Genomic DNA, 26,987 nt, shown 5'->3' on the forward strand with positions numbered 1-26,987 from the left:
GCGCGCAACGAGGGACGCGCCCCCACGCGAGCGTGGGGGCGCGTCGAAGACTCGACGGCCTCAGCGGCCTCGGATTCCCGGCCGGATCAGACCGACAGGCCCTTGTCCCGCAGCCAGGCCGCCGGGTCGATTCCGTCGCCGCCCGCGGTGTGGACCTCCAGGTGCAGGTGCGGGCCGGTCACGTTGCCGGTCGCGCCGACGCGGCCGATCGTGTCGCCCGTACCCACCGACTGGCCCACGCTCACCGTCATCGAGGACAGGTGCGCGTACCAGACCTCCGAGCCGTCCTCCAGCTCCAGGACGATCCGGTAGCCGTACGAGCCGGACCAGCCCGCCGACTTGATGGTGCCGCCGTGGACCGCCTTGACCGGCGTGCCGGTGGGCGCCGCGAAGTCGAGGCCCGTGTGGTAGCCGGAGGACCACATGGAGCCGGACTGGCCGTAGGTGGAGGTGAGGGTGTACGAGGACGTGGGCAGGGAGTAGCTGGCGGCGAGCTTGGCCAGCCGCTCCGCCTCGGCCTTGGCCGCTGCCTCCGCCTCCGCCTTCTTCTTCGCCTCGGCGGCGGCCTTCTCTGCCGCGGAAGCCTTCGCCGCCGCCTCGGCCGCTGCCTTCTCCGCCGCCTGCTTCTCCGCCTCGGCCTTCTCGGCCGCGTCGGCGGAGGCCTGCTGCTGCTCGGCCTGCTGGAGGATGCGGGCGCGCAGCGCCTCGCCGGCGTCGGCGGTGGACTCGGACGCGGAACCGCCGTCGGTCTTCTCGGCGCTGTCGGCCGAGAGGGTGAGGGAGGCGGTGAGCGGCTGCGGGTTGTTCGTCCCGGAACCCGTACCGTCGGCGCCGTCCTCGTCGGAGATGAGTTCGCCGACGCCCGGCAGTTCGGAGGCGTCCGGGAGGTTCAGGTCCGGGAGCGATATGGAGACCGGGGGCTTGTCCTTGGCGGTGGCCATGCCACCAGCGCCGACGGCCGCGATGACACCGACGCCGAGGACGGTGGAGGAGCGGGCGAAGGCGGAGCGCTGCTTCACGACCCGGTGGCGGCCACCGGAGCGGGCCTGCTGGCGAAGGGAGTCCTCGGTGGGGTTCCACTCCCCCCACGTCGTGGCGTCGTCCGTACCGGCGGCGCCCGGCGCACCGAACGCTTGGAACCCGTCGAAGGTGTCTTCGGGGGCAGGGGTGTTGGACGCCACGGAGGCGTACTCCTTTCCTTCCTTCTCGCCTACCGGGTTAGCTGACGGGTTCGGAGCAGGAAGGTCTCCTACGGGCGGTGTCGCACGGATGCGACGGTGCCCGATTCACCCCAAGTGGTGGTTCCCCGGTTCCTTTTCAGGATTCGGCGCGTGCGCACGGTGCCGTCTCTTGCGACGGCTGGGACGACCGCGCTGCGTTATCGAACGTTAATAGACAGGAGGGCCGGATTCCAAGCTGTTCCGAGTGATCATTCAAGGGATTGAGTCAGTACAGCCCGATTTGACCCCGCTTCAGTTGACCCCCGCCTGCAGGAGTTGAAACTGACAGTGTGTCAGTTGTTATCTCAGCGGTACCTCTCCACTACGGATGGTCACGGCACCACCGGCATCGTCCGCCGCCGCTCCGGCTGCCCCGTCGTCGGACGGCTCACGGCGAGCAGCGCCATGTCGTCCGTGGAGCCGCCGCCCGTGTAGCGGCGGACGTCGTCGACGAGCGCGTCCAGCAGCTCCTCGGGACCCGGGAAGATCCGGCCGGCGAGCCGCTCGGCCGGATCGTAGAAGGTGCCCTTGGCGTCGCGCGCCTCGGACAGGCCGTCGGTGTAGAAGAGCAGCGTCGCGCCGGGCGGGTACGGGCTCTCGTCCGCCCTGTCTGGCCAGGCGGCCAACTCGCCCATGCCGAGCGGCAGCGCCGGCTCGCTCGGCGCCAGCAGCTCCAGGCCCCCGTCCGCGTGCAGCAGCAGCGGCTCGGGGTGACCGCGGTTCACCACCCGTACGTGCCCGTCCACGCGCGGGATCTCGGCCAGGACGGCCGTGGTGAACCCCTCGAAGGCGTCGAGACTGGAGCGCCGCGTGCCCTCCCGGGCCAGCGCCCGCTCCAGCCGCTGCGCGACGCCCTCGAGGGTCGCCTCCTGCTCGGCAGCCTCCCGGAAGGCCCCGATCACGATGGCGACCGCCTCGACCGCGTCCAGCCCCTTGCCCCGTACGTCACCGACCACGAGCCGCACCCCGTACGGAGTGTCCTGGACGGCGAACAGATCGCCGCCGATGAACGCGTCCGCCTGCGCGGCCTCGTAACGAGCCGCCACCTGAAGGCCGCCGATCCGCTCGGCCGGCGTCGGCAGGACCGCCTTCTGGGCGGTCGCCGCGATCACCCGGGCCGAGGCGAGCCGCTCGCCGCTGCGCAGGACGACCCGGTTGATGAGCAGGGCGAGGGCGACGACGGTGGCGACGGTGAATGTCTCGGTGAGGGAGGGAACTTCGGAGGCCGTGTGGTTGTAGAGGTGCAGACCGATGCCGGCGAGGATCGCGGCGATGCCGGTGAGCAGGGTCGTCAGCATCGAGAAGAACGGAGCCGCGATGAGCGGAGCGGCCGAGAACATCGGGGCCGCCGTGTACGAGGGCGGGGTGGAGAGGTCGAAGACGACACCACCGAGGATGACGAGCGGGGGCAGGGCTCGGATGAACCGCCGGGCCTGCTCGGCTCGCGGCCGCGGACGCCCGTTCACGTCGCCGCCCGCGCCTCGCTGCCCCTGCCCCACCTGTGCTCTCCTGCCCGGTCCGTACACGGCGACGGACGGTACCGCGCCCACCCCAGGGTGGCGGGAGCCGCGCCGCGCGGCGACCCCCGCTCGGCCGAGTGGGTGACACCTCCTCAGCCGCTCACCCCTACGCCCCCGCCCTTCACCTCCGCGCGCCCCCGACCCCTACCCCCGAGCGTCCGGGACCCCGTCCGCGCTCAGCCGTCCGCCGCGCCCCAGGACCCCCACCGCGCCCGCGCACGCCAAGCCGACCCCGCACAGCACCAGCCACGGCGTCGCCGACCACCCGGTCACATCGAGCAGCGCGCCCGTCCCCAGGTTCCCGAGCGTGATCCCGATCCCGCAGACGGTGTTGTAGAGCCCGTAGTGCGTGGCCACCCACCGCCCGCCCGAGAGCGCGACGACCGTGTCCATCTCGTACGGGTACAGCACCGCGTTCGCGACCGCCAGGGCCGCCGCGCACAGCAGCAACCCCCCGAGGCCCGGCACGGCCACGGGCGGCAGGAAGGCCGCGCCCATCAGCACAAGGCCGAGGACCAGACACCGCTCACGGCTCAGCCGGCGCGCGCACCAGGCCGTGATCCGCAGCTGGCCGGCCAGCGCGACGAGCGCGGAGACGACGAAGAGCGCGGTCGTCGCCGCCGTGCCGTCCGCCGCGAGCGGCAGCGCCAGGTAGACCTGGAAGGACAGGACGTACGAGCCGGTCATCGCCAGCGAGAAGAGCCAGAAGGTGCGGTTGGTCAGCACCGTACGGAACTGGCCCCGCTCCTCGACCGCCTCCGCCGGCTTCCCCCGTACCGGAAGGTGCCGCAGCTGTACCAGCGTCAGTACGGCGAACAGCACCGCCGCCACCACGCATGTCAGCCGGAACGACACCCCCGTCAGCGCCACCCCCACCAGCGGCCCGAGCAGGATCCCCGCCTGGTAGTACGTGTTGAACAGCGCGAACGCCTCCACGCGTCGCTCCCCCGCCTCCGCCGCGAGATACGCCCGCACGGCCGGATTGAACAGCGCTCCCGCCAGGCCCGTCGCCACCGAGGCGGCGACCAGCACCGGCAGCGACTGGGCGAACGCGAGCGCCCCGAATCCCGCCGTCCGCAGCGCGCAGCCCGCGACGATCAGCGGCTTGAAGCCGAGCCGGTCGGCGAGCGCCCCGCCGACCAGGAACATGCCCTGCTGGGAGAGGTTCCGTACGCCGAGGACGAGCCCGACGGCCCAGGCCGCCATCCCGAGACCGCCGGCGAGATGAGCGGCGAGGTACGGCATCAACATGTAGAAGCCGAGGTTGATGGTCAGCTGGTTGAGAAAGAGCAGCCGTACCGCGGGCTCGAACGTACGGCTCTGACGCCAGATCCCGCCCTTGGCGGGGGCCGAGGCCTCGGTGCTCATCGGACCCGCTCCAGGACCCGGCGGGTCCAGCCGTCGACCCGGGCATCACCCTCGTACGCCGCCGGCTCCTCGCGCGTCGGGGCGTCGAGCAGCCCGTGCGCCGCGCAGAACTCGTCGCTGAAGACCGTGTCGAAGTAGCGCTGGGGCCCGTCGGGGAAGACGGCCGCGATCCGTGTCCCGCGCGGGCGGGTGCGGGCCAGCCATCCGGCGACGAGCGCCACCGCGCCCACGCTCCAGCCGCCGGTGGCGAACTGACGCGACGCCAGACGCCTGGCCGCCCGGACCGCGTCGGCCGGACCGACCCAGTGGATCTCGTCGAAGGCAGCGTGGTCGACGTTGCCGGGATGGATGGAGGAGCCGAGCCCGCGCATCAGCCGCTCACCGGCCGGGAGGCCGAAGACGGTGGAGTGGACGCTGTCCACTCCGACCAGCTCCAGGGCGGGGCTGGACGTGGCGCGCAGCGCGCGGGAGATGCCCGCGGAGTGCCCGCCCGTCCCCACCGCGCAGACCAGGACGTCGATCCGGTCGAGCTGCGCGGAGAGCTCCGCCGCGAGCCCGCCGTACGCCTCGGGGTTGTCGGGGTTGCCGTACTGGTTCGGCCACCACGCCCCGTCGAGGGCCGCGAGCAGCTCCGCCACCCGGTCCATCCGCGCCTGCTGCCAGCCGCCCCGCGGGCTCGGCTCCGGAACGACATGGACGGTGGCGCCGTGGGCGACGAGCATCCGCTCGACGATCGGCTCGAGACCGGGGTCGGTGACGACATGGACGGGGTGGCCGTGCAGCACTCCGGCCAGCGCGAGGCCGAGGCCGAGGGTGCCGGAGGTCGACTCGACGACGGGCGCGCCGGGCCGCAGCTCTCCGCGGCGGCGGGCCTGTTCGACCATGTGGAGGGCGGCGCGGTCCTTGATACCGCCGAAGTTGAAGCCTTCGAGCTTGGCCCAGTAGCCGTCGTCCATCCACAGCACGGGGGTGTTGCCGACGGTCTGCGCGGCGACGGAGAGAGGACTTCCGGGCAGCAGGTTGTTCATCAGGAGTACGTCCTTGAAGTGGGTACGCCGAAAGGGAGCCTGGTCGTGTCGTGCGACCCGGCTCAGTTCCGGTCCACTCCGAGGGCGATCAGCAGCCGGCCCGGCTCGGGGCCGGGTCCCGCCCGGTCACGGACGCAGCGCGCCCGCGGATCGGCGGGGAAGGCCTCGTCGTCGGCGAGGAGTACGGCTCCGCCCGCATCGGACGCAGCGGGCTGCGGGACCGTCTGGGCGGGCAGATGGAGGTCGAAGGACCACGTCTCCCCGGGGCGCTCGCAGCCGTGCGGCAGGGCGGGGGCGGTGACGGTGGTGGTGTCGTCCGGGACGGCGAGCGGATGATGCCCCTGCGTCCCGTGGCAGACGCTCACCAGCAGGGCGAGGAGCGCGAGCAGGACGAGGACGGCGGGCGCCCGCCGTCGTACGTCGATCACTGTCTCGTCACGCATGGTGCGCGTGACACTACGGTGCGGCGGTGCACAGCCGCAAAGAGGCGTGCCCGGTTTCGGACACCGTTTACTTCGGGCGCGACGCCCCTACAGGTTCCGCTCCGCGTAGACCTTCATCGCGTCGCGGACGAGGAGCGCGGTGCCCTCGCCGTGCTTGTCGTAGTTCCGGCCGAAGCGCGGGTCGTCGACGTACATCCGGCCGAGGCCGATCACGTACTCCTTCGTCGGCGTCGTGGTCGTCGTCAGCCACGCGACCTGGCGCCGTGCGATCGCCTGGACCTCGTCGCTGTCGGCGGCGAGACCCTCCCGCGCCGCCCGCCCGAAGTCGCGGGCGATGCCGGCCTGCTCGTCCACGAACGCCTGCTTCTGCTCGGCGCTGAGCGAGCGCCACCAGCGGTCGCCCTTCTCGTACGCGTCGCGGCCCCAGCGCTCGGTGACCTCCGCCTCGTACTGCGTGTGATCGAATCCGTCGAACACTTCTTCCGCCATGAGTTCCTCTCCGTTCTCCGTCTTGTGGAGAGTGGTCCGCACCGCCTCGATCTGCCGCCCGATCCGCTCCCGCTCCTGTTCGAGGAGGAGCAGATGGGTGCGCAGAGCCGCGGGCGTGTCCCGCTGACCCTCCAGGACCTCGGCGATGGCGGGCAGCGAGAGCCCGAGCTCGCGCAGCAGCAGGATGCGCTGCAGCTGCACGAGCGCCGCCTGGTCGTAGTACCGGTAACCGTTGGCGCCGATCCGGCTCGGCTCCAGCAGTCCGCGCTCTCCGTAGTGCCGGAGAGTGCGGCTGGTGGTGCCTGCCTTCTTGGCGATCTCCTGGATCGACCACTCCATGGGGAAACGCTAAATCTTGACGTTGCGTAAAGGTCAAGCGTGAGGGGTGGCAACACGACGAAGGCCCGGATCCAGTGGATCCGGGCCTTCGTTTGCTACTGAGTAGCGGGGACAGGATTTGAACCTGCGACCTCTGGGTTATGAGCCCAGCGAGCTACCGAGCTGCTCCACCCCGCGTCGGTGAATATGACCTTACGGCATGGTGGGCCGATCCCCTAATCGGTTTTCCCGGCACGGCCTCAGCAGCCGCAGTCCTCGGCGTCGACCGGGGCCGTCAGCGGGTCCACGTCCTTCTTCTCGGGGCCCTCCCACGTCTCGTAAGGGAAGCCCTCGCGGACCCAGTACTCGAAGCCGCCGAGCATCTCCTTGACCTGGTAGCCCAGTTGGGCCAGGGCGAGCGCGGCGCGCGTGGCGCCGTTGCAGCCGGGACCCCAGCAGTAGGTGACCACCGGCACGGACCTGTCGAGCAGCTGCTCGGCCTGCTCGGCGATCAGCGCGGTCGGCAGGTGGATCGCGCCGGGGACGTGACCCTGGTCCCAGGACGCGGTGGAGCGGGAGTCGACGACCACGAAGCCGGGGTCGCCGTCGGAGGCGATGGCGCTCGCGACATCGGAGACGTCGGCGTGGAAGGCGAGGCTGGCGGAGAAGTAGGCGGCCGCGTCCCGGGGAGAGGCGGGCGGGGTGCGAAGTACGGCGTTGACCTGCGCGGTTGTCGTCATGCATGAAAATCTACGGTTGAAGATCACGACGCTGAAGTGGCAATTCCCGGTACGGAGACCGATCCGCCGGGGAATTCGGGGCGTTCGCCGGGGGACGACAGGGGATCTCACGCAGCGGACGTTTCGAGGGTGCGGACCGGTCACGTTTCGCGGGTGCCGTCCGTCATCTCGGTGACGGGCATCGACGAGGGAGACACCGATGGACGAGAAGGACCTCCTGGCCGAGCGCTTCCAGGCCGACCGCACCCATCTGAAGGCGGTCGCGTACCGGATGCTGGGGTCGCTGAGCGAGGCCGAGGACGCCGTCCAGGAGGCATGGCTCAAGCTCAGCCGCTCCGACATCAGCGAGGTGCAGAACCTCAGCGGCTGGCTGACGACGGTCGTCGGACGGGTCTGCCTCGACATGCTGCGCTCACGCTCCTCCCGCCGCGAGGACCCGCTGGAGTACTACGTCCCCGATCCGCTGGTCCGGGGCGCGGACGGCACCCCCCGCGACCCCGAGCAGGAGGCGCTGCTCACCGACTCGGTGGGGCTTGCGCTGCTCGTGGTCCTGGAGACGCTGGGTCCTGCCGAGCGCCTCGCCTTCGTCCTGCACGACATGTTCGCGGTCTCCTTCGACGAGATCGCCCCGATCGTGGACCGCACCCCGGCGGCGACGCGCCAGCTCGCCAGCCGAGCCCGCCGCCGCGTCCAGAGCGCGGCACCGGCCCCGGCGCCCGACCTCACCCGGCAGCGCCAGATCGTCGACGCCTTCATGGCGGCCTCCCAGGGCGGCGACTTCGAGGGCCTGCTCGCGGTTCTCGACCCGGACGTGGTCCTGCGGGCGGACGGCGGCAAGGTCCTCGCGGCGGCCTCGCGGCTGATCCGCGGCGCCGAGGCGGTCGTCAACCAGGCGCTCACCTTCGCCCGCTTCCGCCGCGCGTACCGCAAGGTGCTGGTCAACGGCGCCCCGGGCATCGTCTCCTACGTGGAGGGCCGGACGGCCGGGCTGATGTCCTTCACGGTCGTCGACGAGCGCATCGTGGAGATCCAGATCATCGTCGACCCGGAGCGCCTGGCGACGCTGGGGCTGCCCGGCCTGGAGGACTGAGAGCAGGCGGGTGTGACCCACCGCACACCGTGCACCGATGAGTTCACCCCTCGAGGTCGGTCATATACGCGACTACTCCGAAACGAGGAAGGCGCGTCATGACCCACACGCTCAGCACTCCGCACGAGTCCGTGGTCGTTCCGCGTCCGGCGGCGAGGGCCGTGTCGGTCGGCGGCATGGTGGCGGGCCCGCTGTTCCTCGGTGCGGGTGTGGTCCAGGGGCTCTCGCGCGAGGGCTTCGCCTTCACCCGCAACGCGATCAGTCAGCTCGCGCTCGGGGACCTGGGGTGGATCCAGACGGTGAACTTCCTGCTCGTCGGCGCCCTGCTGATCGGCGGGGCGCTCGGGCTGCGTCAGGCGCTGCGAAGAGAGCCGGGCCGGACCTGGGCCCCGGTCCTGGTGGGCGTGTTCGGGGTCTCGTTCCTGGCCGCGGCCGCCTTCCCGGCCGACGCCGGGGCCGGCTTCCCGGTCGGCGCCCCCGAGGGGGTTCCCACGATGAGCGCGCACGGCGCCGCCCACATGTTCGTCGGGATGATCGGCTACCTCGCACTGTGCGCGGCGTTCCTCGTCCTGGCCCGCCCGCTCGCCGCCCGCGGCCATCGCGGCTGGGCCCTGGCCTCCCGCCTCGCACCCGTGGCCGTCCTCGCCGGCTTCGCGGGCTCCGCCGCCTCCGTCCTGGCCTTCACCACCGGCGCGGGCCTCGGCCTCCTGTGGCTGACCGCGGTGACGGCCCGTCTGACCACGGGGGCACGAACCGACTAGCCGGACCGCAGGGCTCCGACCATCCTCGACACGACCAAGACCACTGACTGACGAAACGGGTATCCGAATGACCGACGCCGTGAAGGGCCCTGCCTCCTACTTCCCCTCGATCGAGAAGAAGTACGGCCGCCCGATCTCCGAGTGGAAGACTCTCATCCGCTCCTCTCCGCTGACCAAGCACATGGAGCTCGTCTCCTGGCTCAAGTCCGAACACGGCCTGGGTCACGGTCATGCCAACGCCCTCGTCGCCCACACTCTGGCCGAGGACAGCGGCAAGTAGCCACATCCGGCGAACGACGAAGCGCCCCGCCCGGTCGGAACCGGGCGGGGCGCTTCGGTGGATGTAGGCCGTGTGGGACTCGAACCCACAACCAACGGATTAAAAGTCCGCTGCTCTGCCAATTGAGCTAACGGCCCTCGGCACATCACCCCCGAGCATAGCCGCATAGATCCCCGGAACCGATCGGGTATCCGACACGGCGGGCCCCGCTGCATGTTCGAGCCCGTTCAAGCGGGAAGGGCCCGTACGACACCTGGTGTCGTACGGGCCCTTCCCTCATCAGGTCACACAGCGTCAGCCGTTGCGCTTCCAGCGCGGCTTGTCGTCGCGGCGGCCGAAGGAGCCGCCGGTCGAGCCGGTGCCGCGGTGGTCGCCGCCGCGGTGGTCGTCACGACGGCCGTACGGGCGGTCGCTGCCACCGGAGCGGAAGCCGCCCGCGGGGCGGTCGTCGCGACGGTCGCGGTTGAACGGGCGGTCGCTGCCGCGGTGGCCGCCGGTCGGACGGTCGTCGCGACGGAAGCCACCGGACGGACGGTCGTTGTCACGACGGTCGTCGCGACGGAAGCCGCCACGGTCGTCGCGGTTGAAACCACCCGAGGGGCGGTCGTCACGGCGGAAGCCGCCACGGTCGTTGTCACGACGCTCGTTGTCGCGGCGGAAGCCACCGCCCGACGGACGGTCGTCACGGTTGAAGGAACGGCCACCACGGTCGTCGCGGTTGAAGCCGCCCGACGGACGGTCGTCACGGCGGAAGCCACCGGACGGACGGTCGTTGTCACGACGGAAACCACCCGACGGACGGTCGTCGCGGCGGAAGCCGCCACCACGGTTGTCGTCACGGCGGAAGCCACCACGGTCACCGCCGCGGTCGTCACGGCGGTCGTCGCGGCGGAAGCCGCCACGGTCGCCACCACGGTCACGGCGCTCGTAGTTGCCCCGCTCGTCGCGGAACGCCGGGCGCTGCTCCTCGCGGCGCTCCTGGACCGGCTCGGACGCGACCACGGCCGCGGCGACCTCGGCCTCGGCGGCCTCCGTCACCTCGGCGACAGCGGCCTCCGGGTCCTCGCCCCGCTCGCGCGCGGAACGGGCGACCAGACGGTCGGCCTCCTCGCGGAGCTCGGCGGCGCGACGGGTCAGACGCTCCAGCTGCTTGGTGAGGTCGGCGACCTCACGCTCGGCCTGCTTGGCGGCGTTGTTCGCGGAGTCGGCCTGGACCTCGGTGAGCGAACGCGCACCGGTGATCTCGGCGACCTCCGGGTCGAACGCGCCGGCGCCACCCACGATGTGACGCGAGGCGTCGACGCCCGCGTCCTCCATCAGACGGAAGATCTGACGGCGCTGGTGCGGCAGGGCCAGGGAGACCACGACGCCCGAACGGCCGGCACGGGCGGTACGGCCCGAGCGGTGCAGGTAGTCCTTGTGGTCACCGGCCGGGTCCACGTTCAGGACCAGGTCGATGCCGTCGACGTGGATACCGCGGGCGGCGACGTCGGTGGCGACCAGCGCGTTGACGTAACCGTCCTTGAAGTCGGCGAGGACGCGGGTACGGGCACCCTGCGTCATGCCGCCGTGCAGCGCGTCGGCCTTCACGCCGGCCTCGACGAGCTGCTCGGCGATGCGGTCGGCGCCCAGCTGGGTGCGGACGAAGATGATCGTGCGGCCCTTGCGGGCGGCGATGGCGGCCGTGACCGGCGCCTTGTCCTTCGGCTTCACGACGAGGACGTGGTGGGTCATCGTGGTGACGTTGCCCTGGGCGCTGTCGACCTCGTGGCTGACCGGGTTGTTCAGGTAGCGCTTGACCAGCGTGCCGATCTCGTTCTCCATCGTGGCGGAGAAGAGCATGCGCTGGCCGCCCTCGGGGACCTGGTCCAGCAGCTCGGTGACCTCGGGCAGGAAGCCCAGGTCGGACATCTGGTCGGCCTCGTCGAGGACGGCGACCTGGACGTTCTCCAGGGAGCAGGCGCCACGGTTGATGATGTCGCGCAGACGGCCCGGGGTGGCGACGAGGATGTCGACGCCGCGCTCCAGGGCATAGATCTGGTTGCCCATCGACGTACCGCCGCAGACGACCTTGATCTTCAGGCCGAGCACGTCGCCGTACGGCTGGAGGGCGTCCGCGACCTGCATCGCGAGCTCACGGGTCGGGGTGAGGATGACCGCGCGGGGCTTCTTCTTCTCGGTGTGGCCGCCGGCCAGCTGGGCCAGGGTCGGCAGACCGAAGGAGAGGGTCTTGCCGGAGCCGGTGCGGCCGCGGCCGAGGATGTCCTTGCCGGCCAGGGCGTCCGGGATGGTCGCCGCCTGGATCGGGAAGGGGGTGGTCACGCCGTTCTGCGCGAGCTTGCGCACGACGCCCTCGGGCAGGCCCAGGTCGGCGAAGGTGACGGTGGGCTCGGAGGCCTCGGCCTCGGTGACGTCGGAAGCCTCGGTCTCGACGATCTCGGTGGCCTCTACGGCCTCGACGATCTCGTCGTTCTCGGGCATGACGGCGTGGTCAGAACTGAAAATGGACATGCGAAATGCGAAACCTTCCGGAGTCTCGGCACGCGCCCGTCAACTCCGTGAAAATCGCAAATCGACCGCCTCAATGCGGTCCAGCCACGGCTAGGGAGAGTACGCGCCACGCGGCGCTCTTCTGTGTCGGCGCCGGGCAATGGGATCAAACGATCTACCACCATACGCACCCTCCCCCACCTATGGCAAACCGGACTCCGTCACACCGGTCCGACCTGCGGCGATGCGGCCGGCTCCACCGGCGCGCCCGGCCCCTCCGCCGCCTTCATGGCACCCATGTGGGTGTCCGCGCCCGGCGTCGAGGTGGGTGCGTCGGTCGGCTGGGTGGTGGGCTCCGCGGACGGGGTCGGCTCGGGCTCCGGCTCCGGGGTCGGCGTGGGCGTCGGCTCCGGCGGATCGACCGGTGGCGTGACCTCGCCACCGGGCGCACTGGGCTCACCGACCCCACCCGTCCCACCGGGCTCCTGGCCGGGGTTCGGCCTGCTCCCGGGACCCGCCGACACGTCCACCGCCGGCTTGCCGGAGGGCGACACGGGCCCGCTCGGCACCGGCGACGCCGAGCCGGCACCGTCCGCGTCCGGCCCGCTCTTCCCGGCCGCGCCCCTGGCGCTCCCACCGTGCCGGCCCGACACCCCGACCCCGCCGTCCGACTCGGCCGCCACGCCCTGCTTCCCCGCGGACTTGCTGGGCGCCGGCTTCGCACCCTCGTCACTCACACTCATACAGCCGCTCATACCGGCACAGGCGGCGACCGCCAGCGCGGCGGCGGCCCATCTCACACGGGTGGGCAAAGGGCGCACGGAGGGCACCTCCAGGACACAAGGGGCGGAAAAGCCAGGAAGGGAACACGTTTCGCTGCCCAACTCCCTTCGCCCCGCAAGGGACACGCCCCCGGGACAGAACCCGGCGCCCGAGTCGCTCCGGGATCACTTCGGCCATGCGCCCCGCAACCGGGCGGCCGTCACGGACAATGGCGGTGTGCTGGAGATGACACGCGACGCGTTCGAAGAGCTGGTGGCCCAGGCCCTGGACACGATCCCGCCGGACCTCACGCGGGTCATGGACAACGTGGCCGTGTTCGTGGAGGACGAACCCGACCCCTCGGACCCGGAGCTCCTCGGGCTCTACGAGGGAACGCCCCTCACCGAGCGCGGGGAGTGGTACGCCGGCGTCCTGCCGGACCGCATCTCCATCTACATGGGCCCCACGCTGCGCTACTGCGAGAGCCAGGAGGACGTGGTCCACGAGGTCGCGGTGACCGTGGTCCACGAGATCGCCCACCATTTCGGCATCGACGACGAGCGGCTCCACGAGCTGGGCTGGGGCTGACGGGAGCGGCGGTCCGGCCGCCGGCGTAAACCGTTTTGGCGATAGCGGCCACCATCCCATATGCTTCTCACGTCCCCGACGCGCTGAGAAGCGCCCAGGTGAGCCCCTAGCCCTCATCGTCTAGTGGCCCAGGACGCCGCCCTTTCAAGGCGGTAGCACGGGTTCGAATCCCGTTGGGGGCACGCAACATCCTGTGCGAGACTGGTGCTCGCGCATCGCATGGTCCTGTGGAGCAGTTGGTTAGCTCGCCACCCTGTCAAGGTGGAGGTCGCGGGTTCAAGTCCCGTCAGGATCGCTGAGGCTGGAAACAGTCTCGTGGCTGGGTAGCTCAGTTGGTACGAGCGATCGCCTGAAAAGCGATAGGTCGCCGGTTCGACCCCGGCCCCAGCCACTGCACTGAATACGCCCCGGGCATGCCGTCCGGGGCGTATTCGTGATGCCGGAAATGTCCCATCCGGCCTGTAGACGTGCGGCTCCTCAGGGGGCTGTGCGTGCTGACACGGTGCTGACGTGTCAGCACCGAGCTACCGTGATTCCTGACCTCGCGGCCCCATCGGCTCCCGCACAGAGCCCGTGCTGCCGCGTGGACCGGTGCGGCACTGGCGCCACACCTTCAGCTCCAGCGCCTCGCGCTGCACCGCCCGCGAACCATCGGCGGCAGTGTACGGCTGGCGGATCAGCAGGTCGACCCGGCGGCGGCCGCCCCCGTACTCCCGGTCGATGAGGCCCGCCCCGTTCACGAATCAGTGCAGGTACGCCATCATCACCAAAGCATGACCTGCCCGGCCGACGGCTCGCCCGGAAGGGCTGACCTGCCCCGTCACGCGGCGGAGTCGTCGTCGAGCGCCAGCTCGGCAACCCGTTCCGGGCGGCGGCGAGGTTCGGCGCGGTGCCGACCACCTGACAGGTGAAGTCGTCCCACTCCAGGACCCGTGGCTCTTCGGGCCGGAGGTGGCCGGCGCCACCGTGCACCGGCCGGTGACGGCGCCGGATGTCCATCGGCGCCGGATGTGTCGCACGCTGCGGATCCCTTTGTTCAGTTCTGATCGGTTCGTCCCACGGCTGTCCCGGCCGCCACAGGGTCCAGTCGGCGCAACGCGGCCAGCAGGCAGAGCTGGAGGCGGGAGAGCCCGCCGTGCTTCACCCGGAGGTTTGACACATGGAACTTCACAGTACGGGTCGTGATACCCAGGTGGGTGGCGATCTCCGCATTGGTCGGCCCACCCCGCAGCAGGTCGAGGACTTTCTCCTCGGTCTCGGTGAGAGGGGGATCGAGGGCGAGCGCGTGGAGGAGAAGGTCCGCGGCTGCCGAGGTACCACCGTTCCCGTCCGGCAAGCAGTCCCCGTCCACCTGTTCAACGGAGCGCATGAATCCCCCCGGGCTTCAATAGCCGCACGGGTGGCCAGAGCCCGCGCAATCCTGATGCGACCCCGAATCGTAACCGACCCGATCAGCCGTTGAGTTGCGCTGCGAGGCGGAGCCGGTCCTGGGTCTGTTGCCGGAACAGGGTGAGGGTCTCGGCGTGCTCTTCCACCAGAAGCTTCTCGTACGCGCTCTGCACGGCGTAGCGGATGCCGATGTAGTTGACCTGGGTCTTGCAGGCGACGTCCGCCTTGGCGACGGTGATGGCCCTGGGGCTGGAGAGCCCGCCCTGCCCCAGGCCCAGGTCCGACTGGACGCTGTCGGGGCTGGAGGTGGTGAAGCCGGAATCAGCCATGCACTGTGACCACTTGGTCGTGGCCTCTCTCACCCTGGAGTCCTCCAGCGCCTTGGACTCGGCCTCACCGCCCAGGTTGAAGACGAAGAGGATGTCGACGGATCCCGGCTTCGGGGCGTACAGCTTCAGAGCGGACTCGCGACCGCAGCCGCCGACGGGCACTTCCTCGCCGTTGACGATGATGCCGCTGCCCTTCGCCTTCTCCGCCTCGGCCTGGGACTTGGGTTCATCGGAGGGGGCAGCTGTCTTGCCCTTTGCCTTCGCCTCGGCCTCGGCAGCGAGGTCCACCCCGTTGAGCACCGTCTGGCCGGTCCTGCTGAGAGGGGCCTCCGACTGTCTCGTGGTGGGTGCCGGGTCGGTTCCCCGGCGAGGGCGCGCGTAGCCGAACCGGGCGGCATCCTCCGCGCTGGCCAGCCCGAAGGCCCGTGATTTCGATTCGTTCCGGCTCGGCGGTGCCGGGGCCGGAGGGGCGTACTCGAAGCCGAAGCGCTTCATGCATTGCTCGATCAGACGATTCTGGGCCTTTTTCACCTGATACTGCTGATCGGAGGTGGCCGCGTAGGCCGCGACGGGGAACTCCAGGCCTTCGGTGCTGCTCAATTTCTCGATGCTGCCGATGGCCGGCTCCTTTCCCGCGCCGTCGGCAGCGGTCCCCTCGCCTGCGCAGCTGCTGAGGGTCAGAGCGGCGGCGCTCACCAGGCAGGTGGTGGCCAGGAGTCGGGCTGGGAGAGCCATGGCGGGGATCCTCGCGGTCGGTCGTGCGGGTAGCGTGGAACAACCGCTGTCCCGCTTGATAACGGCAAGCGGGACAGCGGGCGGTGAGAGCTCGGGCGGGTGCTGCCCGGTGCGATCTAGTAGGGGGCGCAGTACTCGACGATGTAGCAGGTCGACTCGATGTTGTTCTTGAAGTTGGCGCTCGCGTTGCCGACGTAGTAGGCGGGAATCTCGCCGTGGTACGTACCGCCGCTGTTGGGGCCGGTGTGGACGTACCAGGACTGGCCCGTGCGGTTCTTGTAGGAGGCGGTGTTGTTGCCGACGACCTGCCCCTTGCCGTTGCACGAGGCAGAGGTCGGGTAGGCCTTGAAGTAGTCGTTGTTGAAGTTCTGGTCCTTGTCGTACAGGTCGAAGACGCAGCCGCCCTGGTCCGAGTTGTAGTAGAAACCCATCTCAGTCGAGTCCAGGTAGCCGTCGTACGGGGCCACAACGGCGGACGCTGCGCCGGCGGTAGCCAGACCGAAGCCGCCGAGGGCGGAGAGGGTCAGCGTGACGGCGGCCGCGCGGCGGGCGAGGTTGGTCATGGGCAGAACTCCTTGCTGCAGAGGCGTTGTTACGCACAACTGTGCGACGTCCGTGTGATTACAGATCGTCAATTGATCTACGTCTACTGTCCCTTGGGCCAGTAGACGGCGTCTCTCACCACGTGGTGGGGTCGGTCGCGGCCGGACCCCTTCCGCGGCGGACGATCCCGAAAGAGGACGGCCGGGCGTGACGTGCCGCGGAGCAGCCACGCCGCCCCCTCCCCTCAGCAAAGCGGAGCTACTCATGCCCTCCCCCACTCGCTTCACGCAATCACTGTGCGTAGCACTGCTGGCAGCCGCTGTCCTGGTCGGATGCGGCGGTGCCGAGGAGGACAGCGCGGGCAGCGGGAGTGAATCCGGCAAGAGGTCCGCGGCGAGTGGGAAGCCCTCGGCGGCGAGTGACCAGGAGCGTGCCTACTACGGATGCCTGGAGGAGAAGGGGGTCAAGATCGAGACCACCTCCGAAGGCGAACTCCGTGTGGCCAAGGACGGCGGGGACAAGGCTGCGCTGACCAAGGCCGAGCGGGAGTGTGCGGATCTCCTGCCTGCGCGGGACACCCCCGAGGACGAAGGTGGGGCAGCGAAGGCAGACCCGGCCTTCGTCGCATGCATGAAGGCCGAGGGCTTCGACAAGACGAATTACGACAGGGCCGAGATGGACGGTAACGACGCCCTCGTCGCGGCCTTGAAGAAGTGCGGCGCCGGCAAGAACGGCGACCAGGGGATCACCGTCGGCGGCTGACCGACCCCGGTGGGGCACGGTGAAGCATGCCTGCAGGGTGCGATGAGGAAACGTGATGAAGTGACCGCACGAACGGATACCGGGGACGAGCCCGTTGTGACGACGCCCCAGGAGGTCGGAGACAGTGCCGCCGCAGGCGGAGGTCCCGCCGGCGGGCTCGCGCGTAGGCGCCGTTGGATCGCCGCTGTCGCGGGTGGGGCGGTGCTGCTTGCGGGGGCCGGAGTGGTGGCGTCCACGCTGATCAAATCGCCTTCGCAGGCAGCGGCGGAGGCGGGGCCGCCAGAGCGGTCGGTGTTGACGTCACCGGTGGAGCATCGGGTGTTGACGTCGTCGGTGATCGTGCGCGGGCAGGTCGTTGCCGGACAGAGTGTGGATGTGGCGCCGCAGGTGGCCGGCGGGGAGGACGGTGCCGCACCCGTCGTGACCAAGTTGCCGGTCAAGCAGGGCGATCGGCTGAAGGCCGGGCAGGTGTTGCTCGAGGTCTCCGGGCGGCCGGTGTTCGCCCTGCCCGGGCGGATACCCGTCTACCGCGATCTCAAGCCCGGCGCCGAGGGCGACGACGTGAGGCAGCTGCAGGAGGCGCTGAAGGGCCTGGGGCACGGCACGGGCGGCGATCCCGCCGGGACCTTCGGAGCGGGGACCAAGGCCGCCCTCAACGCCTTCTACGCCGCGATAGGTTACGACCCGCTGCCGGCCGTGGACGACGACGGGGAAGGGCTGAAGGCGGCCGAGGACGCGGTGACTGCGGCTGAGCGTGCGGTGGAGGAGGCCGGGGACGCCGAGGGCGAGGGGTCGGCGCGTGCGGTGAAGTACGCGCGGGCCGATCTGGCGGAGGCGCGGGGTGATCTGGCTGCCACGCAGGCCGCCTCGGGTCCCCGGCTGCCGGCCGGCGAAGTGGTCTTCCTGCAGGGCTTTCCCGCCCGGGTGGACGCGGTGCCGGGGCGAGTGGGTGCGCCCGTGGACGGGACGATGCTGACGGTGTCCGGCGGGAAGCTCGCGGTACAGGCCTATCTGCAGGAGCATCAGAAGGGCCTGGTGCGCAAGGGGCAGCGGGTGCAGATCTACTCGGAGCTCACCGGCATCGAGGCGCAGGCGAAGGTGGGTTCGCTGGCCGATTCGCTGACAGCGCCGGACAGCGGCAGCGGGGGTGACGGCGGCGAGGGCGAGCAGGGCCGTGAGGTGCCGACGGCGCCGGGGCAGATCGGCTATCTCCTGCGGGTCGATCCGGACAAGGCGCTGGATGCCCAGTTGGCCGGGCAGGATGTGCGGCTGACCATCGAGGCGGCCCGTACCGACGGCAAGGCGCTGGTCGTGCCCATCACCGCGCTGACCGCGGGCGCCGACGCCCGGACCACGGTCACGGTGCTCCAGCCGGACGGCGAGCAGCGTCGAGTGGAGGTGCGCACGGGCACCGCGGGCGACGGCTTCGTCGCCGTGGAGCCGGTGGGGGCCGCCCGGTTGAACGAGGGCGAGCAGGTCATCACGGGTGTGAAGAAGGGGTCGGTGGGGCAGTGACGCCGGTCATCGAGTTCCGCCGGGTCGGTCTCACCTATCCGGGGCCGCCGCCCGTACCTGCCCTCAAGCCGTGTGACCTGCTCGTCGAGCCGGGGGACTTCGTCACCGTCGTCGGGCCTTCGGGCTCGGGCAAGTCCACCTTCCTCAACATAGCCGGGCTGCTGGACGCCCCCACCCATGGCACGTACCTCCTCGACGGCTACGACACCGGCGCGCTGTGTGACGCCGATCGAACCGCGCTGCGCGGTCGTCGCATCGGCTTCGTCTTCCAGTCCTTTCATCTGCTGCCGCACCGCTCGGCGTTGGAGAACGTCACCCTGGCCATGGTCTACAACGGCGTCCCCCACGCTGAGCGGGCCCCGCGCGCCCGCGACGCCCTGGTCCGCGTGGGCCTCGGCCACCGCATCGACTCGCTGCCCACCCGGCTCTCGGGCGGTGAGCGCCAACGCGTTGCCATCGCCCGGGCGCTGGCCGCCGGCCCCTCTCTGCTGCTGTGCGACGAGCCCACCGGCAACCTCGACACCGCCAACGCCGGGGCGGTCCTGGGGCTGCTGGACGAACTGCACGCCGACGGGATGACCATCTTGCTGATCACGCACGATCTGGAGGTGGCCGCCCGTGGTGCCCGCACCGTAGTCATCCGCGACGGTGTCCTTCGTGAGCAGCAGGTAGCCGCGTGAAGCTGCGCATCCGGCGTGGACACGCCGCCGCCGGCGTCATGCCCTCCGTCTTCGCCCCCCGCGACCTGCTCGCCGAGGCCACGGCCGGAATTCTGCAGCGGCCCGCCCGCTCCGCGCTGACCGCGCTCGGCACGGTGCTCGGCGTCGGCACATTCGTGGCGATCCTCGGTCTGACCGCGACCACCTCGTCCCAGATCGACGCCCGGTTCAATGCGCTGACCGCCACCGAGGTGACGATCGAGGAGACGGTGGACGACCCCGACCAGCTCACCGGGCCCGCCTTCCCCGCGGACGCCGACGCCCGGATGCGCAGGGTGAACGGGGTCAAGGCCGCGGGGGTCTACTGGACCGTACGAGACAACCGGATGGGCACCATCCGCTCCGCGCCCGTCGGCGACAATGCCGGAGGCGAGCGGATCGATGTTGTCGCAGCCTCGCCCGGCGTCCTGAAGGCCGCCGTGCCGACCCTGGCCGAGGGGCGGCTGTACGACGAGCGGATGGCCCAGGCCGGCCGGGTCGCCGTGATCGGCGCAGGAACCGCGAGCCGGCTGGGCATCACCACCCTGGAGACCCATCCCGCGCTGTTCATCGGCGAAGAGTCGTTCACCGTCGTCGGTATCGTCGACGATGTGGAACGCAAGGCCGACCTGCTGCTTTCCGTCGTCGTCCCGCGCACCACCGCCGAGCAGATCTGGGGCGCCCCCGGCCCCACCGAGTCCGGCATGCTGATCGCCACCGAACTGGGCGCCGCCCAGCAGGTCGCCACCGAAGCGGCCACCGCGCTGCGCCCCGACCACCCCGAGTACTTCAAGGCCATCCCGCCTCCGGACCCCAAGACCCTGCGCTCGACCGTGGGCTCCGACCTGAGTCAGCTCTTTTTGCTGCTCGCCGGGATCTGCCTCATCATCGGCGCCGTCGGCATCGCCAACACCACCCTGGTCGCGGTGCTGGAGCGGACCGGCGAGATCGGGCTGCGCCGCGCCTTGGGCGCCCGCGCCCGGCACATCACCGCCCAGTTCCTGGCCGAGTCCGGAGCCCTCGGCACCCTTGGCGGCCTGGTGGGCACCAGCCTGGGCACCGTGACGGTGGTCGCCGTCGCTCTGGCCCGGGACTGGACGCCGGTCGTGCACCCCGCAACCGTCGCCGCCGCCCCGCTGATCGGGCTGATCACCGGGGTGCTGGCCGGCCTCTATCCGGCCTGGCGGGCCTCGCGCATCCAGCCGGTGGAGGCCCTTCGACGCTGACCGGTGAGGCCTGCGGAGCCTGCCCGGAATGCCGACCGCGCCCCTGAAGGTTCTCCCCTTCAGGGGCGCGGCTTCCTTTTCCGGCGCTCCTGGGTCACACCGGCCCATGGCCGGCCCCAGGGCAACGGACCAGGTCTGCGGCTACCCGTTGTTCTTTCGGCAAGCGCACCAGGACGGGACCCGGGTCTCGGAGCGGGTGCCCGCTGCCGGCCCGGTCAGCTGGTCGATTCCCGTTGGGGGCACGCAACATCCTGTGCGAGACTGGTGCTCGCGCATCGCATGGTCCTGTGGAGCAGTTGGTTAGCTCGCCACCCTGTCAAGGTGGAGGTCGCGGGTTCAAGTCCCGTCAGGATCGCTGAGGCTGGAAACAGTCTCGTGGCTGGGTAGCTCAGTTGGTACGAGCGATCGCCTGAAAAGCGATAGGTCGCCGGTTCGACCCCGGCCCCAGCCACAAAGAGAAGGCCCCGTTCGAAAGAACGGGGCCTTCTTCGTATGCGCGCGGCGGAGACGGCGGCCACCCGGGACCCCGGAGAGCTCGGCGGCGCACCCGGGACCCCGGGGAGGTCGGCGGCGCACCCGGGACCCCGGGGAGGTCGGCGGCGCACCCGGGACCCCGGAGTGACGGGCAGGGCACCCGGCCGGGGGAACCGGGCGCCCCACTCCTCAGGCCGCGGGCCGGCGCCCCCGCCACGCCCGGACCGCGAGCACCACCGCCACCACCGCGACGACCGCCACCAGCAGGGCCCAGTCCGGCACCGACCGGCTCAGCGACCCCACCCGCTCCTCCAGGGCGAACGAGTCGTCCACCGACAGCAGCCCCGGCAGCGCGGTCGTGCCGTCGAAGACCAGGAAGAGCGTGCCGAGCACGACGAAGAAGAGCCCCGACAGCAGCGAGGTCGTGTGCAGCTCGAAGCGGCCGGCGCGGATCGTCCGCCCGCGCAGCCAGCGGCGCCGGCCCAGCTCGTACCGCTCCCAGAGCAGCGCGAGCAGGAAGAGCGGCGCCGCCATCCCCAGCGCGTACACCGCCAGGAGCAGCCCGCCGTACGCCGGGCTTCCGCTCAGCGCCGCCACCGTCAGGACGCTGCCGAGGATCGGGCCCGCACAGAAGCCGGCGAGGCCGTAGACCAGACCGAGGGCGTAGACGGAGACCGCCGTCGTGGGGCGGATCCTGCCGCTGACCTCGGCCATCCGGCGGGAGGCGAAGCCCATCCCAAGGATCTGGAGCACGCCGAGCACGATGATCGTCCAGCCGCCGAGCGCCACGAGCAGATCCCGGTGCCCGTAGAAGAGCCGTCCGGCGTACGAACCGGCCGCGCCGAGCGGAACGAGGGTGGTGGCCAGACCGGCGTAGAAGATCCCGGTACGGGCCAGCAGCCGGCTCGTCGAGTCGATCGAGTACGCGAAGAAGGCCGGGAGCAGCAGGGCGCTGCACGGGCTGAGCAGGGCGAGCAGGCCGCCGAGGAAAGCCGCCGGATAGCCGATGTCGGAGGTCACTCCCCCGCCGCCCCGCGCTTGGCCTTCGCGGCCTTCGCGGCCGCTTCGATGGCCTCCGTGAAGGTCTCGATCGGCTGTGCCCCGGCGATCGGCCGCCCGTTGACCAGGAACGACGGGGTCGAGGTCGCGCCCAGCGAGTACCCCTGCTCCTGGTCCTTGCTCACCGCCGTCTTCGCCGCCGCGCCGTCCATGTCCTTGGTGAAGCGGGCGAGGTCGGGGACCCCGGCCTCCTTGGCGAGCGCGGTCAGCCGCTCCTTGCCGAAGCCCTTCTCCTTCGCGTCCTCGGCGTACGCCGCCTTGTGGAACTCCCAGAACCGGCCCTGCTGCCCCGCCGCCCACGACGCCCGGGCAGCCGCCTCCGACTCCTCGCCGAAGATCGGGAAGTTCCGCCACTCGATGCGCAGGGTGCCGTTGTCGACGTACTTCTTCATCAGCTCGGGCTCGGTGTCGCGGGCGAACTTCCCGCAGTAGCCGCACTTGAAGTCGGCGTACTCGATCAGGACGACGGGCGCGTCGGCCCGCCCCATGGCCAGCTTGTCGGAGGCGTCGCGGCGGGCGTACGCCTCCAGCTCGGGGTAGACACCGGCGGCCGGGTCGGCGGAGACCTCGGCGACCGCCGACGATCCCGCGGTGCCCCCGGACGCGGGCTTGGTCGCGGTGTACGAGGCGACTCCGGCGAGCGCGGCGGCGAGGGCCACCCCGGAGACGATCACGATCGGCTTGGACTTGGACATGCGGAAAGGCTCCTGAACATGACGGGAGAAGAGGACGGACGACGGCGGCGGTCGCCCTCTACACGCGCAGGATCGACAGTTCCACGGGTGACGGCGGTACGAGCTCCGGCGGCTCGGGACCCGGCAGCGGGTCGCGTGGAGCCGGTTCCGCGCCCCAGACCCCGCCGGCCGTCCGCTCCGCCGCCAGGGCGGGCAGCAGCTCGCCGAAGCCGTTCGGGCGCGGTGGTGTGGCCGGCCGGGAGGCACCGTCGGCGGTGTGACCCTGACCGCAGCCCGGCGACGCGCTCCCCGCTTCCACGACCACCGCGGTGCTCGCCACCGCCGTGGTCGTACCGCAGGCCAGGACCCCGAGCACCACTCCCACCAGCGCGGCGAGCGCCGCGAGCGCGCGGACGGTGCGGGCAGTGCTGGTCACGGGCCACCTCTCAGCTCGACGTGCCCGAAATATTACGGGCCGGGCACCGGGGAAATCGGTTCGCCCGTTCTCGGCCCGGGGTGCGATCCTGGATTCCGTATGTCTACTTCCTTCGCCGCCCTCCAGTCCGTCCTGGCCGAGGTCTCGCTGCGGGACGCCCACCGGCTCGGCCGCCGCCTCGAGGGCGCCCGCCGCATCCGCAAGCCCGAGGCCCGTGAGGCCGTCCTGGACGAGATCGCCGCCGAGGCCGGCAAGGCCAAGGAGCGCGTCGACGGGCGGGCCTCCCGCGTGCCCGCGGTCACGTACCCCGAGCAGCTGCCGGTCTCGCAGAAGAAGGACGCGATCCTGGAGGCGATACGTGACCACCAGGTCGTGATCGTCGCCGGTGAGACGGGCTCCGGAAAGACGACGCAGATCCCCAAGATCTGTCTGGAGCTCGGCCGGGGCGTCCGCGGCATGATCGGCCACACGCAGCCGCGCCGGATCGCCGCCCGCACGGTCGCCGAGCGGGTCGCGGAGGAGCTGCGGACCCCGCTGGGCGAGGCGGTCGGCTGGAAGGTCCGCTTCACCGATCAGGTGAACCCCGACGCGACCTTCGTGAAGCTGATGACCGACGGCATCCTGCTCGCCGAGATCCAGACGGACCGCGAGCTGCGCGCCTACGACACGATCATCATCGACGAGGCCCACGAGCGGTCCCTCAACATCGACTTCCTGCTGGGCTATCTGGCCCAGCTGCTGCCGAAGCGCCCCGACCTCAAGGTCGTCATCACCTCCGCGACCATCGACCCCGAGCGCTTCTCCCGCCATTTCGGCGAGGCGCCGATCGTCGAGGTCAGCGGACGGACGTACCCCGTCGAGGTCCGCTACCGGCCGCTCCTGGAGGAGGACTCCGAGGAGTCGGACCGCGACCAGATCACCGCGATCTGCGACGCCGTCGACGAGCTCCAGTCCGAGGGCCCGGGCGACATCCTCGTCTTCCTCTCAGGCGAGCGGGAGATCCGCGACACCGCGGACGCACTGCTGAAGAAGCAGCTCCGCAACACCGAGGTCCTCCCTCTCTACGCGCGCCTCTCCCACGCCGAGCAGCACCGCGTCTTCCAGGCGCACACCGGCCGCCGGATCGTCCTCGCCACCAACGTGGCCGAGACCTCCCTGACCGTCCCCGGCATCAAGTACGTGATCGATCCGGGCACCGCCCGTATCTCCCGCTACTCCCACCGGACCAAGGTCCAGCGGCTGCCGATCGAGCCGGTCAGCCAGGCCAGCGCCAACCAGCGCAAGGGCCGCTGCGGCCGTACGTCCGACGGCATCTGCATCCGGCTCTACTCCGAGGACGACTTCCTCGCCCGCCCGGAGTTCACGGACGCCGAGATCCTCCGGACGAACCTGGCCTCCGTCATCCTCCAGATGACCGCCGCCGGCCTCGGCGAGATCGAGAAGTTCCCCTTCATCGACCCGCCGGACCACCGCAACATCCGCGACGGCGTACAGCTCCTCCAGGAGCTCGGGGCCCTGAACCCCGCGGAGAAGGATCCGAAGAAGCGGCTGACCGAGCAGGGCCGCAAGCTCTCCCAGCTCCCTGTCGACCCCCGCCTGGCCCGGATGGTCCTGGAGGCCGACAAGAACGGCTGTGTACGGGAAGTCATGGTGATCGCGGCCGCGCTCTCCATCCAGGACCCGCGCGAGCGCCCCGCCGAGAAGCAGGCCCAGGCCGACCAGCAGCACGCCCGCTTCAAGGACGAGACCAGCGACTTCCTCGCCTTCCTCAACCTCTGGCGCTACATCCGCGAGCAGCAGAAGGAGCGCGGGTCCAGCTCCTTCCGCCGAATGTGCAAGTCGGAGTACCTGAACTTCCTGCGCATCCGCGAGTGGCAGGACATCTACGCGCAGCTGCGTACGGTCGCCAAGCAGATGGGGCTCCACCTCGAGGAGCCCTCGGCGGACGCTGCCGCGCCCGAACAGTCCGTCCACACGTCCCTGCTCGCCGGCCTCCTGAGCCACATCGGCATGAAGGACGTGAAGGAAGGCGCGAAGAACGAGTACCTGGGCGCCCGCAGCGCCAAGTTCGCGGTCTTCCCGGGCTCGGCGCTCTTCAAGAAGCCCCCGCGCTTCGTCATGTCCGCCGAGCTGGTGGAGACCTCGCGCCTGTGGGCCCGGGTCAACGCGAAGATCGAGCCGGAGTGGATCGAGCCGCTCGCCCAGCACCTGATCAAGAAGACGTACAGCGAGCCGCACTGGGAGAAGGACCAGGCGGCCGTGATGGCGATCGAGAAGGTCACGCTCTACGGCGTTCCGATCGTCACCGACCGCAAGGTGAACTACGGGCGGATCGACCCCGAGGCCTCCCGCGACCTCTTCATCCGCAACGCGCTGGTCGAGGGCGACTGGCGTACGCACCACAAGTTCTTCGCCGACAACCGCAAGCTCCTCACCGAGGTCGAGGAGCTGGAGCACCGCGCCCGCCGCCGGGACATCCTCGTCGACGACGAGACGCTCTTCGACTTCTACGACAAGCGGGTGCCCGAACACGTCGTGTCGGGCGCGCACTTCGACTCCTGGTGGAAGCACAAGCGCCGTGAGGAACCGGAGTTCCTCGACTTCGAGCGCGAGATGCTCATCAACGAGAAGGCCGCCGGGGTCACGAAGGACGACTACCCGGACTCCTGGCGGCAGGGGCCGCTGAAGTTCCGGGTGACGTACCAGTTCGAGCCGGGCGCGGACGCCGACGGCGTGACCGTCCACGTCCCGCTCCAGGTCCTCAACCAGGTCACGGACGAGGGCTTCGACTGGCAGATCCCGGGCCTGCGGGAAGAGGTCGTGACGGAGCTGATCCGTTCGCTCCCGAAGCCGATCCGCCGCAACTACGTGCCGGCGCCGAACTTCGCGACCCGCTTCCTGGACTCGGCCGTCCCCCGCCAGGAGCCGCTGCCGGTGACGCTCGCCCGCGAGCTGCACCGCATGGGCGGGGTCCCGGTCTCGCCGGACGACTTCGACCTGTCCCGGATCCCCGACCATCTGAAGATCACCTTCCGGATCGTCGACGAGCGGCGCCGCAAGCTCGCCGAGGACAAGGACCTGGAGGCGCTGAAGCTGAAGCTGCGCCCCAAGGCCCGCCAGGCCCTCTCCAAGGCCGCCGCGGCGGCCACGGCGGGCCCGGACGGGTCCGGCCAGTCCCTGGAGCGCACGGGCCTCACGGAGTGGACGATCGGCCCGCTGACGAAGGTCTTCGAGACCCGGCGCGCCGGGCAGCCGGTCAAGGCGTTCCCTGCGCTCGTCGACGCCGGCGACACCGTCTCCGTACGGCTCTTCGACACGGAGGCCGAGCAGGCGCAGGCGATGTGGCGGGGCACCCGGAAGCTGATCCTGCTGAACATCCCGGTGAACCCGGCGAAGTTCGCCTCGGACAAGCTGACCAACCAGCAGAAGCTGGCCCTGTCCCGTAACCCGCACGGCTCGATCCAGGCGCTCTTCGACGACTGCGCGACCGCGGCGGCGGACAAGCTGATCGCCGACCACGGCGGTCCGGTCTGGGACGAGGAGTCGTTCCGGAAGCTGTACGACAAGGTCCGTGCGGACCTCGTCGACACGACCGTCCGAACGGTGAGCCAGGTCCAGCAGATCCTGGCGGCCTGGCAGGCCTGTGAGCGGCGCCTGAAGGCCACGAACAGCCTGGCCCTCATCAACAATCTGGCGGACGTGCGCGAGCAGCTGGCGTGGCTGATGCCGGCGGGCTTCGTCACGAAGACCGGACTGGGGCGGCTGCCGGACCTGATGCGCTATCTGGTGGCGGTGGACCGGCGGCTGCAGCAGATGCCGACGGGCGTCCAGCGGGACACCACCCGCATGGAGAAGGTCCACGAGATGCAGGACGAGTACGCCTGGCTGCTCGAACAGCTCCCGCAGGGGCGACCGGTGCCTAAGGACGTCACCGACGTCCGGTGGATGATCGAGGAGCTCCGGGTCAGCTATTTCGCGCACGCGCTGGGCACGGCGTACCCGGTCTCGGACAAGCGGATCGTGAAGGCGATCGACGCCCTCGCGCCCTAG

At 70.7% G+C, this 26,987-nt stretch carries 24 protein-coding genes, 7 tRNA genes and 1 riboswitch; of the genes, 14 read left to right on the forward strand and 17 right to left on the reverse strand.

Annotated features, from left to right (window positions below; all coding sequences use genetic code 11):
- Positions 1-86: 86 nt before the first annotated feature.
- The 8 genes from ACZ561_RS33900 to ACZ561_RS33935 form a co-directional block, all read right to left on the reverse strand.
- Positions 87-1,181 (reverse strand): M23 family metallopeptidase, encoded by a 1,095-nt coding sequence (locus ACZ561_RS33900; protein WP_471002596.1) that lies wholly within the window; start codon positions 1,179-1,181, stop codon positions 87-89.
- An 11-nt stretch (positions 1,182-1,192) separates the two neighbouring features.
- Positions 1,193-1,340, reverse strand: a riboswitch (cyclic di-AMP (ydaO/yuaA leader).
- Positions 1,341-1,552: 212 nt separating this feature from the next.
- Positions 1,553-2,719 carry a PP2C family protein-serine/threonine phosphatase gene (locus ACZ561_RS33905; protein ID WP_471002599.1) on the reverse strand — a complete coding sequence of 389 codons (1,167 nt, stop codon included), beginning with the start codon at positions 2,717-2,719 and terminating at the stop codon, positions 1,553-1,555.
- Positions 2,720-2,884: 165 nt separating this feature from the next.
- On the reverse strand, positions 2,885-4,108 hold the full coding sequence (locus ACZ561_RS33910; RefSeq protein ID WP_471002601.1) for an MFS transporter: 1,224 nt from the start codon (positions 4,106-4,108) through the stop codon (positions 2,885-2,887).
- Positions 4,105-5,136: a PLP-dependent cysteine synthase family protein gene (locus ACZ561_RS33915; RefSeq protein WP_471002604.1), complete on the reverse strand. Its 1,032-nt coding sequence runs from the start codon at positions 5,134-5,136 to the stop codon at positions 4,105-4,107. The genes ACZ561_RS33910 and ACZ561_RS33915 overlap by 4 nt, the downstream gene beginning before the upstream one ends.
- A gap of 62 nt (positions 5,137-5,198) precedes the next feature.
- Positions 5,199-5,579, reverse strand: a complete 381-nt coding sequence (locus ACZ561_RS33920) for a hypothetical protein (protein WP_471002607.1) — start codon at positions 5,577-5,579, stop codon at positions 5,199-5,201.
- Between the two features lie 87 nt (positions 5,580-5,666).
- Entirely contained in the window at positions 5,667-6,407 is a 741-nt protein-coding gene (locus ACZ561_RS33925; RefSeq protein ID WP_471002610.1) for a MerR family transcriptional regulator, read from the reverse strand.
- Positions 6,408-6,510: 103 nt separating this feature from the next.
- Positions 6,511-6,584: transfer RNA gene (locus ACZ561_RS33930), tRNA-Met, on the reverse strand.
- A 62-nt stretch (positions 6,585-6,646) separates the two neighbouring features.
- A complete protein-coding gene (locus ACZ561_RS33935) occupies positions 6,647-7,126 on the reverse strand; it encodes a rhodanese-like domain-containing protein (protein WP_471002613.1) in 480 nt (159 codons plus the stop codon).
- 199 nt (positions 7,127-7,325) lie between these two features.
- On the opposite strand from ACZ561_RS33935, the gene sigJ reads away from it, so the two are divergent.
- From sigJ to ACZ561_RS33950, 3 genes are all read left to right on the forward strand, one after another.
- Positions 7,326-8,216 carry an RNA polymerase sigma factor SigJ gene (gene sigJ / locus ACZ561_RS33940; protein WP_471002616.1) on the forward strand — a complete coding sequence of 297 codons (891 nt, stop codon included), beginning with the start codon at positions 7,326-7,328 and terminating at the stop codon, positions 8,214-8,216.
- Positions 8,217-8,314: 98 nt separating this feature from the next.
- Positions 8,315-8,977, forward strand: a complete 663-nt coding sequence (locus ACZ561_RS33945; protein ID WP_471002619.1) for a DUF998 domain-containing protein — start codon at positions 8,315-8,317, stop codon at positions 8,975-8,977.
- 67 nt (positions 8,978-9,044) lie between these two features.
- Positions 9,045-9,257, forward strand: a complete 213-nt coding sequence (locus ACZ561_RS33950; protein WP_471002622.1) for a DUF4287 domain-containing protein — start codon at positions 9,045-9,047, stop codon at positions 9,255-9,257.
- Positions 9,258-9,321: 64 nt separating this feature from the next.
- On the opposite strand, the gene ACZ561_RS33955 is transcribed toward ACZ561_RS33950, so the two are convergent.
- From ACZ561_RS33955 to ACZ561_RS33965, 3 genes are all read right to left on the reverse strand, one after another.
- A tRNA-Lys gene (locus tag ACZ561_RS33955) sits at positions 9,322-9,394 on the reverse strand.
- A 157-nt stretch (positions 9,395-9,551) separates the two neighbouring features.
- Positions 9,552-11,768: a DEAD/DEAH box helicase gene (locus ACZ561_RS33960; protein ID WP_471002624.1), complete on the reverse strand. Its 2,217-nt coding sequence runs from the start codon at positions 11,766-11,768 to the stop codon at positions 9,552-9,554.
- Between the two features lie 200 nt (positions 11,769-11,968).
- Positions 11,969-12,490, reverse strand: a complete 522-nt coding sequence (locus ACZ561_RS33965; RefSeq protein WP_471002627.1) for a hypothetical protein — start codon at positions 12,488-12,490, stop codon at positions 11,969-11,971.
- A 256-nt stretch (positions 12,491-12,746) separates the two neighbouring features.
- Between ACZ561_RS33965 and ACZ561_RS33970 the strand changes: the two genes are divergently transcribed.
- From ACZ561_RS33970 to ACZ561_RS33985, 4 genes are all read left to right on the forward strand, one after another.
- Positions 12,747-13,097, forward strand: a complete 351-nt coding sequence (locus ACZ561_RS33970) for a metallopeptidase family protein (protein ID WP_471002629.1) — start codon at positions 12,747-12,749, stop codon at positions 13,095-13,097.
- A gap of 109 nt (positions 13,098-13,206) precedes the next feature.
- A tRNA-Glu gene (locus ACZ561_RS33975) sits at positions 13,207-13,279 on the forward strand.
- A gap of 39 nt (positions 13,280-13,318) precedes the next feature.
- A tRNA-Asp gene (locus ACZ561_RS33980) sits at positions 13,319-13,392 on the forward strand.
- 22 nt (positions 13,393-13,414) lie between these two features.
- Positions 13,415-13,488 (forward strand) — tRNA-Phe (locus tag ACZ561_RS33985).
- Positions 13,489-14,133: 645 nt separating this feature from the next.
- Here the strand turns inward: ACZ561_RS33985 and ACZ561_RS33990 are convergent.
- The 3 genes from ACZ561_RS33990 to ACZ561_RS34000 form a co-directional block, all read right to left on the reverse strand.
- Positions 14,134-14,466, reverse strand: coding sequence for a helix-turn-helix domain-containing protein (locus tag ACZ561_RS33990; RefSeq protein ID WP_471002632.1), 333 nt, complete (start codon positions 14,464-14,466; stop codon positions 14,134-14,136).
- An 82-nt stretch (positions 14,467-14,548) separates the two neighbouring features.
- Positions 14,549-15,550: a hypothetical protein gene (locus ACZ561_RS33995; protein ID WP_471002635.1), complete on the reverse strand. Its 1,002-nt coding sequence runs from the start codon at positions 15,548-15,550 to the stop codon at positions 14,549-14,551.
- Between the two features lie 116 nt (positions 15,551-15,666).
- Entirely contained in the window at positions 15,667-16,113 is a 447-nt protein-coding gene (locus ACZ561_RS34000; RefSeq protein WP_471002638.1) for a hypothetical protein, read from the reverse strand.
- 244 nt (positions 16,114-16,357) lie between these two features.
- Between ACZ561_RS34000 and ACZ561_RS34005 the strand changes: the two genes are divergently transcribed.
- The 6 genes from ACZ561_RS34005 to ACZ561_RS34030 all read left to right on the forward strand — a co-directional run bounded on the left by ACZ561_RS34005 (position 16,358) and on the right by ACZ561_RS34030 (position 20,745).
- Positions 16,358-16,855, forward strand: coding sequence for a hypothetical protein (locus ACZ561_RS34005; protein WP_471002641.1), 498 nt, complete (start codon positions 16,358-16,360; stop codon positions 16,853-16,855).
- Positions 16,856-17,275: 420 nt separating this feature from the next.
- A complete protein-coding gene (locus ACZ561_RS34010) occupies positions 17,276-18,370 on the forward strand; it encodes a peptidoglycan-binding protein (protein ID WP_471002644.1) in 1,095 nt (364 codons plus the stop codon).
- On the forward strand, positions 18,367-19,050 hold the full coding sequence (locus tag ACZ561_RS34015) for an ABC transporter ATP-binding protein (RefSeq protein WP_471002647.1): 684 nt from the start codon (positions 18,367-18,369) through the stop codon (positions 19,048-19,050). Before ACZ561_RS34010 ends, ACZ561_RS34015 begins: the two co-directional genes overlap by 4 nt.
- Before the next feature lie 38 nt (positions 19,051-19,088).
- Positions 19,089-20,294, forward strand: coding sequence for an ABC transporter permease (locus ACZ561_RS34020; protein ID WP_471002937.1), 1,206 nt, complete (start codon positions 19,089-19,091; stop codon positions 20,292-20,294).
- 281 nt (positions 20,295-20,575) lie between these two features.
- Positions 20,576-20,649: transfer RNA gene (locus tag ACZ561_RS34025), tRNA-Asp, on the forward strand.
- Positions 20,650-20,671: 22 nt separating this feature from the next.
- A tRNA-Phe gene (locus ACZ561_RS34030) sits at positions 20,672-20,745 on the forward strand.
- 212 nt (positions 20,746-20,957) lie between these two features.
- Here the strand turns inward: ACZ561_RS34030 and ACZ561_RS34035 are convergent.
- Genes ACZ561_RS34035 through ACZ561_RS34045 form a run of 3 tightly spaced genes read right to left on the reverse strand, consistent with a single transcriptional unit; the run spans position 20,958 to position 22,937 of the window.
- Positions 20,958-21,788: a cytochrome c biogenesis CcdA family protein gene (locus ACZ561_RS34035; protein ID WP_471002650.1), complete on the reverse strand. Its 831-nt coding sequence runs from the start codon at positions 21,786-21,788 to the stop codon at positions 20,958-20,960.
- Entirely contained in the window at positions 21,785-22,522 is a 738-nt protein-coding gene (locus ACZ561_RS34040; protein ID WP_471002653.1) for a DsbA family protein, read from the reverse strand. The genes ACZ561_RS34035 and ACZ561_RS34040 overlap by 4 nt, the downstream gene beginning before the upstream one ends.
- Before the next feature lie 58 nt (positions 22,523-22,580).
- On the reverse strand, positions 22,581-22,937 hold the full coding sequence (locus tag ACZ561_RS34045) for a hypothetical protein (protein WP_471002656.1): 357 nt from the start codon (positions 22,935-22,937) through the stop codon (positions 22,581-22,583).
- 99 nt (positions 22,938-23,036) lie between these two features.
- Between ACZ561_RS34045 and hrpA the strand changes: the two genes are divergently transcribed.
- Positions 23,037-26,987 (forward strand): ATP-dependent RNA helicase HrpA, encoded by a 3,951-nt coding sequence (gene hrpA / locus ACZ561_RS34050; protein ID WP_471002659.1) that lies wholly within the window; start codon positions 23,037-23,039, stop codon positions 26,985-26,987.

It is taken from the genome of Streptomyces sp. NPDC039609 (assembly GCF_055596705.1).